Genomic DNA, 8,412 nt, shown 5'->3' with positions numbered 1-8,412 from the left:
GCGAGGCCATCAAGGTCACCATCGAGCCCTGACCGCCCCCGGCCCGGAGCTCCGGCCCCCGGAGCTCCGGGCCTCCGGGCCGGACAGGAGCGCAAGACCATGCCGGGGAACCTCCGGAAGACCCGCTCCCCACACCGGAGTGCCCCACCCGCCTCCCGCCGGATCCGGCGGGAGAGCCGGCGCAAGCTCACACCACTCGCAGAACACGCAGAAGGAGAACCGGAGATGCCGGAGAGGACAGTGGTCATCGCCTCAAGCACGGGCCTCCACGCCCGGCCCGCGAAGATCTTCGTGCAGGCCGCGGCCAAGCAGGGGGTGCCCGTCCGCATCCGGGTCGGGGAAGGCAAACCCGTACCCGCCAACAGCATGCTCGCCGTACTGGCGCTGGGCGCGACGCACGGCACGGAGGTCACCCTGGACGCGGAGGGACCGGGAGCCGACGAGGCCCTCACCTCCCTCGCCGACCTGCTCGCCCGCGACCTCGACGCCGAAGAGACACCGCATGGCTGAGACGCTCAAGGGCCTGGGCGTGAGCCCGGGGCGGGCCGCCGGACGGGTCTGCCGGATGGCGGCCCCGCCGGAGCTGCCGGCCCCCACGCCGGTCGCCGACGCCGACGCCGAACTCGGCCGGGCGCTGGACGCGCTGCGAGCCACCGCCACCGAACTGGCGGAGCGGGCGGAGAAGGCGCCCGACACCGACGCGCGGGCGATCCTGGAGGCGCAGTCCTTCATCGCCGACGACCCCGGTCTGCACGAGTCCGTAGAGACCGCCGTCAGGTCGGGCAGGGACGCCGCGCACGCCATCGACGAGGCATGCGCCCACCACCGGCGCGCACTGCTGGCGGCGGGCGGTTACATCGCCGAGCGAGCCGCCGACCTCGACGACGTCCGCAACCGGGCCGTCGCGACGGTGCTCGGCCTGCCCGTTCCCGGGGTGCCCACCCCCGGTCATCCCTTCGTCCTGGTCGCCGAGGATCTCTCCCCCGCCGACACGGTGAACCTGGACCCCGACACCGTCCTCGCCCTCGTCACCTCAAAGGGCGGCCCGACCAGCCACACCGCCATCCTGGCCCGCGCCCGCGGCCTGCCCGCCGTGGTCGCCTGCCGGGAGGTGAGCGAGGTCGGCGAGGGGACGTGGGTGTCCGTCGACGGTCTGCGGGGCGAGGTGGAGGTCGGCATCGGCGAGGAGGCCGCCACCGAGATCCAGCGCCTGGCGGAGGCCGAACGCCGCCGGGCGAGCACGAGCCGGGGCCCCGGCCGTACCTCCGACGGCCACCCGGTCAAGCTGCTGCTCAACATCGGCTCCGCGGCCGACCTCGCCCCGCAGGGGGTGGACGCCGAGGGAGTGGGACTGTTCCGTACGGAGTTCCTCTTCCTGGACCGGCGTGAGGAGCCGGGCTACGAGGAGCAGGTGGCCGCCTACGCCGCGGTCTTCCGCGCCGCGCCCGGCGGGCACGTCGTGGTCCGCACCCTCGACGCGGGCACCGACAAGCCGCTGCCGTTCCTCGGGCTGGCCGAAGAGACCAACCCGGCGCTGGGCGTGCGGGGGCTGCGGGTGTCCCGGGTCAGGCCCGAGGTGCTCGACACCCAGCTCGACGCCATCGCCGAGGCCGCGCGCCAGAGCGGAGCCGAGCCGTGGGTGATGGCGCCCATGGTGACGACGGTGGGCGAGGCGGCCGACTTCGCCGGGCGGGCCCGCGCCCGGGGAATCGCCCGCGTCGGGGCGATGGTGGAGGTCCCCGCCGCCGCGCTGCGTGCCGAACGCCTGCTGAAGGAGCTCGACTTCCTGAGCATCGGCACCAACGACCTGAGCCAGTACACCTTCGCCTCCGACCGGCAGCACGGAGATCTCGCCGACCTGCTCGACCCCTGGCAGGCGGCGCTGCTCCAGCTGATCGCCGACTGCGCCGCGGCCGGGCAGGCGGTGGGCAAGCCCGTCGGCGTGTGCGGCGAGGCGGCGGCGGACCCGCTCCTGGCGACGGTCCTGGTCGGGCTGGGCGTCACCAGCCTGTCGATGTCGGCGCCCAGTGTTCCCGCGGTGCGGGAGAGCCTCGCCGCGCACTCCCTGGCGCAGTGCCGCGACAACGCCCGGTTCGCCCTGGGCGCGGACGACCCCGGGCAGGCCAGAAAGATGATCGTCCCGGGCTGGTGAGCACCCCCTGAACCGGGCCGGAGACCCCCTCCCTCCGGCCCGGTTGCCGCCTCCGGCCCGTTTCCCCGGCGCGCATCGGTGAAATCACCGGTCTTTCCCGCGGAAAGCGCCGGGGCACCGGCGCGGACCGGCGGAGACCCCCGCACCGGCCCTTTCCAGGCGCGACATACGCGCGTAACACTGGGACATGCCCTCCCCCTCCCCCGTCACCCGGTCACCGGCGCTGCACGGCCGTGACGCGGAGCAGGACGCACTGCTGCGACTCCTCGACGCCGCGCGCGACGGATCCGGAGGCGCGCTGATCCTGCGGGGAGCGCGGGGAACGGGAAAGACCGCGATGCTCGATGTCGCGGCTGAACGCGCGGGCGAGTCGGGCGACTTCGTCGTGCTCAGGGTGCGCGGCAGCGAGGCGGAGTCGCACCTGCCCTGCGCCGGGCTGCACGGACTGCTCCGGCCGATCGCCGACCAGCTGCCCGCGCTGCCCCCGGCACAGGCCGCGGCGCTGGCGCGGGCACTGGAGCTGGGCGCGGTGGACGGCGGGCTGGCGCTTCCCGCCGCGGTGCTCAACCTCCTGGTGGCTGCCGGCGGCCCGGTGCTGGCCTGCGTCGACGACGTTCACCATCTCGACGCGCCCAGCCGCGAGGCGCTCTTCTTCGCGGCCAGGCGGCTGACGGGGGAGGCGGTGGCGCTGCTGTTCGGTGCCGACGACGGCACCGCCGTCCCCGACGACATACCGGCCTTCGAACTGGACGCCCTGGACAGGGAGGCGGCCGGGCGGCTGGCAGGCGACCTGGTGCCGGGACTGACCGACGACGTGCGGGCGTCGCTGCTGGAGATCGCCTGCGGCAACCCGCTCGCGCTCGGGGAGCTCGCCCGGTCGCTCAGTCCCGAACAGCTCTCCGGTGCCGCCGCGCCGCCCGAGACGCTGCCGAGGGGCGGGCGGCTCTGGCGCGCGTACGCCGACCGGTTGGCGCGGCTGCCCGGCGACACCGCGGACATGCTCCTGCTGCTCGCGGCCGACCCCGGCCTGGAGACGGTCACCCTGCTCGAGGCCGCGGAGCCGCGGTGCGCGCTGACCGTGCTCGAACCGGCGGAGCGGGCGGGCGTGATCGTCCGCGTCACCGATGTCGCCGGCGACCGCTACGACTTCCACGAGCCCGCGATGCGGGCCGTGGTCTACGCCGGTTCCTCGCTTGCCCGGCGCCGCACGGCACACCGCCTGCTCGCCGGCGTGCTGCGCCACGACCACCAGCGGCTGCGGCGCGCCTGGCATCGGGCCGCCGCGATGGACGGTCCCGACGAGTCGCTGGCCGACGAACTGGCCGCGGCCGCCGCGGCGGCGGGCTTCCAGGGCGGCCATCCGGCCTCCTTCCTCGCCTTCGAGCGGGCGGCCGAGCTGACCGCGCACGGCGACGTCAAGGCCGCGCGCCTGGCCGCCGCCGCCAACCGCGCGTGGCGTGCCGGGCTGCCCCGGCGCGCCCGGTCGCTGCTGGCCCGCCTGCACTCGCTGACCATCTCCGAGGAGGTACGGAGCCAGGCCGAGCTGATCCGCGGCAGCCTGGAGCTGCGCAGCGGGAAGACCGGCAGCGCCGGGGACGACCTGATGTCGGCGGCCGAGTCGCTGCTGGACAGGGACCGGGGACAGGCCGTCCGGGTGTTCATCCGTGCGGGCGAGGCGAGCTATCTGGCCGGCGACAACGTCCGCTACCTGGACATAGCACGGCGGGCCGCCACGCTGCGCCGCCCGGACGACCCGGCGGCCACCCAGCTGATGTTCGAGTATCTGGCCGGTACGGCGGCGACCTTCGGCGGCCGTCACCGGGAGGCGGCCGATCCGCTCCGCCGGGTGCTGGAGCTCGCGCCCTCGGTGCGCACCCCGTCGGTGCTGGTGTGGGCGGGCGTGGCCGGCCTGCTGCTGGGCGACGACGCGCAGGCGCAGCGGCTGTTCGGCCGGGCGGTGGAGACGGCGCGCGCGCTCGGGGCGGTCTCCACGGTGCCTCAGGTACTGGAGTTCATGATCCAGGCCGAGATCTGGATGGGCCGCTACGCCTCCATCGCCGCCAGCGCCGTCGAGGGACTCCGGATCGCCCAGGAGCGCGGCAGGCCCAACAGCGCGGGCCAGCACCTGGGATGGCTCGCGCTCACCGCGGCCGTCGAGGGCGACGAGGAGACGTGCGCGATCAGGGCGGCGAGCGCCATCGAGCTGGCGGGCGCCCATGGCCTGGGCGTGGCGGGGGCACTCGGCAACTGGGCGCTGGCCCACCTCGACCTCGCGGCGGGACGCCACGCCGACGCGGCCAAGCGGCTGCGGGCCACGTCCAGGTCGGGCGGGACAGGCGGCCACCTCGTGGTGCGGGTCATGTCGACGCCCCACTTCGTCGAGGCCGCCGCACGCACGGGCGACCGGAAGGCGGCCGAGAGGGCCCTGCGGGTGCTGGACGGCTGGGTGGGCAGCACCCGCAGCCCCGACCGGCGCGCGCTCGCCACGCGCTGTCACGCGCTCCTGACCGCCCCGGGTGACGCCGAGGAGTACTTCAGAGCAGCGCTCGACCTGCACCACCAGGGTTTCTCCGAGTTCGAGACGGCTCGCACCCAGCTGCTCTTCGGCAGCGCCCTGCGCAGGAACCGGCGTCCCGGCGCGGCCAGGGAGCACCTGCACAGCGCCCTGGAGACGTTCGAGCGGTCCGGCGCGCGCCTCTGGGCCGAGCAGGCCCGCACCGAGCTGCGCGGAGCCGGGGAGGCCGTCAGGTCGTCTCGCCCCAGGGCCACCGAGAACCTCACGGCACAGCAGTACCAGATCGCGCGGATCGTCGCGGACGGCGCCACCAACCGGGAGGTGGCGGCCCGGCTCTTCCTGAGCCCGAGGACCGTCGAGCACCACCTCAGGAACATCTTCACCAAGCTCGACATCCGCTCGCGGGTGGAGCTGGTGCGACTGATGTCCTGATTCACGGGTGCAGTGCGGTACGGGTGATTTCACCGATGCACTCCGGACCTGACAACGAGAAAGTGGCGAATGTCAGAAAGCCGAGGGGTTACCCGGTGGCGCTGACTGTGCCGTCGCCACCCTCCGGCGGCGGACCGGCGCGACGAACGGTCGTCGGCCGACCACCGTATCGCCCTGGTTCCCCCCACAGGAACGGAGTACAGCAACGTGCAGCCGTACAGCACCACCCCCCAGGCCCACGCGCCCAGGCGATCCCGCCGGGCGACGACTGTCGCCACGCTGACCCTCGCACTCGCTCTGCTCGGCACCGGCGGGGGCCTCGCGCCCGCCGCGCAGGCCGTCGCGGCCCCCGCCGCACAGGCCGCCGCCGCGGGCCCGTACGACCGCGGCCCCGACCCGACCAACGCCGGCATCGAGGCGGTCAGAGGGCCGTTCGCGATCGCGGAGACCAACGTCTCCTCGCTCCGGGTGACCGGCTTCGGCGGAGGGACGATCTACTACCCGACGTCCACCAGCGAGGGGACCTTCGGCGGAATAGCCATCGCCCCCGGCTACACCGCGAGCAGGTCGAGCATGGCCTGGCTCGCCTCGCGGCTGGCCTCCCACGGCTTCGTGGTCTTCAACATCGACACCATCACCACCGCGGACCAGCCCGCCAGCCGAGGCAGGCAACTGCTGGCCGCGCTCGACTACCTGGTGCAGAGCAGTTCGGCGGCCGGCCGGGTCGACGCCGGCAGGCTCGGCGTGATGGGGCACTCGATGGGCGGCGGTGGCACCCTGGAGGCCGCCAACAGCCGGCCGCAGCTGCAGGCGGCCATCCCGCTGACCGCGTGGAACCTGACCAAGAACTGGTCGGGCATCCGGGTCCCGACGCTGATCGTCGGCGCGGAGAACGACACCATCGCCTCGGTGGGCCTGCACTCCAAGCCGTTCTACAACGGCATCCCGGCCTCCTCGGAGAAGGCCTACCTGGAACTCGACGGGGCCGGCCACTTCGCGCCCAACAGCTCCAACACGACGATCGCCAAGTACAGCATCTCGTGGCTGAAGCGGTTCGTCGACAACGACACCCGCTACGAGCAGTTCCTGTGCCCCGCACCCCGGGGTGACCGGAACATCTCCGAGTACCAGGACACCTGCCCGCACTCCTAACCGGTCCGCCGTCGCAGCACGGCACCGGCGGCGGCCCACGACCGCGAACCCCCTGACCCGACGGCGGCCGCCACCCGCGGCCGCCGTCGGCGTACCCACCCCAAGACTCCCCGAGATGCCACCATCTGATGGATTTTCCCCTGGTTTGATCAGTTACCTCCGGAGGGCAATAGGGTTTACGGACTATGTCCAGGAACGAAAGTCGACGTGACTCCAAGACCGTTATGTGGCTTCTCGCGTTCAGCGTCATGGCCACGTTCACCGCCGGAGCGGTCACCCTGCTGAGCGGTCACCTCGAGCCTGTTCCCGACATTCCCCCACCCCCGGACGCCGCCCTGCCCCAGATACCCGTGACGCCGGTGACACCGACCCCGCCACCGCAGCCTCGGAGTACGGCCGACCCCTCCGGCCCGGCCGAGGAGCCGCTCCTGCTGGCCAACGGCCGGCAGCAACCGCTGAGGGTGAAGGTGCCCCGGGCGGCCAAGGGCCGCTACGCCGTCGCCCCCGGCGAGGCCAGACCTCCCAGGGGCAAGGGCAGGGTCGTCCGGTACGCGGTGGAGGTCGAGCGCGGCCTGCCGTTCGAGGTGGATGAGTTCGCCTCCGAGGTGCACCGGATCCTCAACGACCCGCGTGGCTGGGGGTACCGGTTCAAACGGGTGGCGCGCGGTCCGGTGGAGCTCAGGGTCTCGCTGAGCAGCCCGGAGACGGCCGATCGGCGTTGCCTGCCGATGCGGACCAACGGCACGCTGTCCTGCTGGAACGGCGGGCGCGCGATCATCAACGCGGTCCGCTGGAACACCGGGGCGCGAGGCTACGGCCGTGACGTGGCCTCCTACCGCGAGTACGTGATCAGCCACGAGGTCGGGCACGGCCTCGGCCACGGCCACGTGTCCTGCCCCGGCCCCGGCCGGCGGGCCCCGGTGATGCTCCAGCAGACCAAGTCCCTGTACGGCTGCCGCCCCAACCCCTGGCCGTCGCCCCGCCGCTGACCGGCACGGCGGTCACGTGGAGCCGGTGAACCACCGCGTACGGCAAAGCCGTGGCGGAGGGAGGTTCACCGGCCTCTCCCCGGGCACCCGATGGACATGCGGGTAGCCGTAGTCGGCGCGAGGCCGTAGAGACCACGCGACACCGGGACCAGCGGATCAGCGTCGAGTTCCGCAACCACACCTGGATGGACGAGGAGAACCTCGAGGACACCCTGGCCTTCCTCGCCGAACACGATCTCACCTACCTGGGGGTCGACATGCCCCAGGGGCACCCTTCGTCGATCCCGCCGGTCCTGGCCGCGACCTCCGGCCTCGCCGTGGTGCGGCTGCACGGGCACTCCGACGGGTGGGCCGGCAAGAGCGTCGACGAGCGCTTCGCCTACCTGTACTCGGAGGCGGAACTCGAGCACTGGGCGGTCAGGATCAGAGAACTCGCCGCGCGCGCCGAGGTCACCCACGTGCTCTTCAACAACTGCTGCCGGGACAACGCCCAGCGCAACGCCGCCAGGTTCCGCGCGCTCGTCGAAGAGGCGGGCGAGCCCGGCGGACAGGACGGGCAGGGCGAGATCTGGACGGCCGGCCGGCTCCGGGGCACCGCTACCTGACCTGACGCCTCGCCCTGGTCATGGTGGCCCTGCGCTCGTCGGGGGTGGTGCCTCCCCACACACCGTCCATCTGCTGGGTGTTCAACGCGTACTCCAGGCAGCGCCCGCGCACCGGGCAGCGGCGGCACACGGCTCTGGCACGCTCGTACTGTTCACGACCCGGCCCCTCGTAGGACACCGGAAAGAAGAGTTCGGGATCCTCGCTGAGGCAGGAGGAGCGGCGAGACCAGTTGATGATCGGAATAACGTTGCTCTTAACAGGCATGGCGATCCAATTGGGAGTGAGAACGGCTCAGATACTGGCAGCTCAGGTTGAGGATCGCGTGCCCGCTGTAGTGGTACTCATACCTTCTTAAGCGGAAAAATCGGGCGATTTTGACCAATAGTCTCTTCCGTTAAGGAAGGCCTCGATCAGTGGGTCGAACCCCGGCGGTGCGTAACGGCGGACCGTCCCCGCGCTCCGGGGCCCGGCGACCGCCGCCCCCGCCGGGGGGGGGGGGGGGGCGCCCCCCCCCCCCGCGCGGGGGGGCACCGCCACCCCCGGGCGCGCCGCGGGCGCGGCGAGCG

Annotated in this window: 7 protein-coding genes; 6 read left to right on the top strand and 1 reads right to left on the bottom strand. The window is 73.2% G+C overall.

Going from position 1 to position 8,412, the window contains the following annotated elements; translation table 11 throughout:
• Positions 1–225 precede the first annotated feature (225 nt).
• From ABT130_RS46040 to ABT130_RS46015, 6 genes are all read left to right on the top strand, one after another.
• Entirely contained in the window at positions 226–510 is a 285-nt protein-coding gene (locus ABT130_RS46040) for an HPr family phosphocarrier protein (RefSeq protein ID WP_350919422.1), read from the top strand.
• Positions 503–2,152 carry a phosphoenolpyruvate--protein phosphotransferase gene (gene ptsP / locus ABT130_RS46035; protein WP_350919419.1) on the top strand — a complete coding sequence of 550 codons (1,650 nt, stop codon included), beginning with the start codon at positions 503–505 and terminating at the stop codon, positions 2,150–2,152. Before ABT130_RS46040 ends, ptsP begins: the two co-directional genes overlap by 8 nt.
• Before the next feature lie 187 nt (positions 2,153–2,339).
• The gene (locus tag ABT130_RS46030) at positions 2,340–5,099 is read left to right on the top strand and encodes a helix-turn-helix transcriptional regulator (protein ID WP_350966263.1); all 2,760 of its coding nucleotides are present in this window, start codon (positions 2,340–2,342) and stop codon (positions 5,097–5,099) included.
• 207 nt (positions 5,100–5,306) lie between these two features.
• On the top strand, positions 5,307–6,251 hold the full coding sequence (gene bdeA, locus ABT130_RS46025; RefSeq protein ID WP_451936265.1) for a bis(hydroxyethyl) terephthalate hydrolase: 945 nt from the start codon (positions 5,307–5,309) through the stop codon (positions 6,249–6,251).
• A 185-nt stretch (positions 6,252–6,436) separates the two neighbouring features.
• Positions 6,437–7,240 carry a DUF3152 domain-containing protein gene (locus ABT130_RS46020; protein ID WP_350966262.1) on the top strand — a complete coding sequence of 268 codons (804 nt, stop codon included), beginning with the start codon at positions 6,437–6,439 and terminating at the stop codon, positions 7,238–7,240.
• A 50-nt stretch (positions 7,241–7,290) separates the two neighbouring features.
• Positions 7,291–7,845, top strand: a complete 555-nt coding sequence (locus tag ABT130_RS46015; protein WP_350966261.1) for a DUF72 domain-containing protein — start codon at positions 7,291–7,293, stop codon at positions 7,843–7,845.
• On the opposite strand, the gene ABT130_RS46010 is transcribed toward ABT130_RS46015, so the two are convergent.
• A complete protein-coding gene (locus tag ABT130_RS46010) occupies positions 7,838–8,110 on the bottom strand; it encodes a WhiB family transcriptional regulator (protein WP_030904446.1) in 273 nt (90 codons plus the stop codon). The two genes, ABT130_RS46015 and ABT130_RS46010, sit on opposite strands and share 8 nt — an antisense overlap.
• Positions 8,111–8,412: the final 302 nt, after the last annotated feature.

Source organism: Streptosporangium sp. NPDC001681 (assembly GCF_040298085.1).
Lineage (GTDB): Bacteria > Actinomycetota > Actinomycetes > Streptosporangiales > Streptosporangiaceae > Streptosporangium.
Note: the sequence above shows the minus strand (reverse complement) of the source record. Positions and strands in the feature narration are given on the sequence as shown.

Excerpts from the sequence above, each read along its gene's own strand:
- ABT130_RS46040 (WP_350919422.1), top strand. The coding sequence starts at position 226 with ATGCCGGAGAGGACAGTGGTCATCGCCTCAAGCACGGGCCTCCACGCC.
- ABT130_RS46020 (WP_350966262.1), top strand. The coding sequence starts at position 6,437 with ATGTCCAGGAACGAAAGTCGACGTGACTCCAAGACCGTTATGTGGCTT.
- ptsP (WP_350919419.1), top strand. The coding sequence starts at position 503 with ATGGCTGAGACGCTCAAGGGCCTGGGCGTGAGCCCGGGGCGGGCCGCC.
- ABT130_RS46030 (WP_350966263.1), top strand. The coding sequence starts at position 2,340 with ATGCCCTCCCCCTCCCCCGTCACCCGGTCACCGGCGCTGCACGGCCGT.
- ABT130_RS46010 (WP_030904446.1), bottom strand. The coding sequence starts at position 8,110 with ATGCCTGTTAAGAGCAACGTTATTCCGATCATCAACTGGTCTCGCCGC.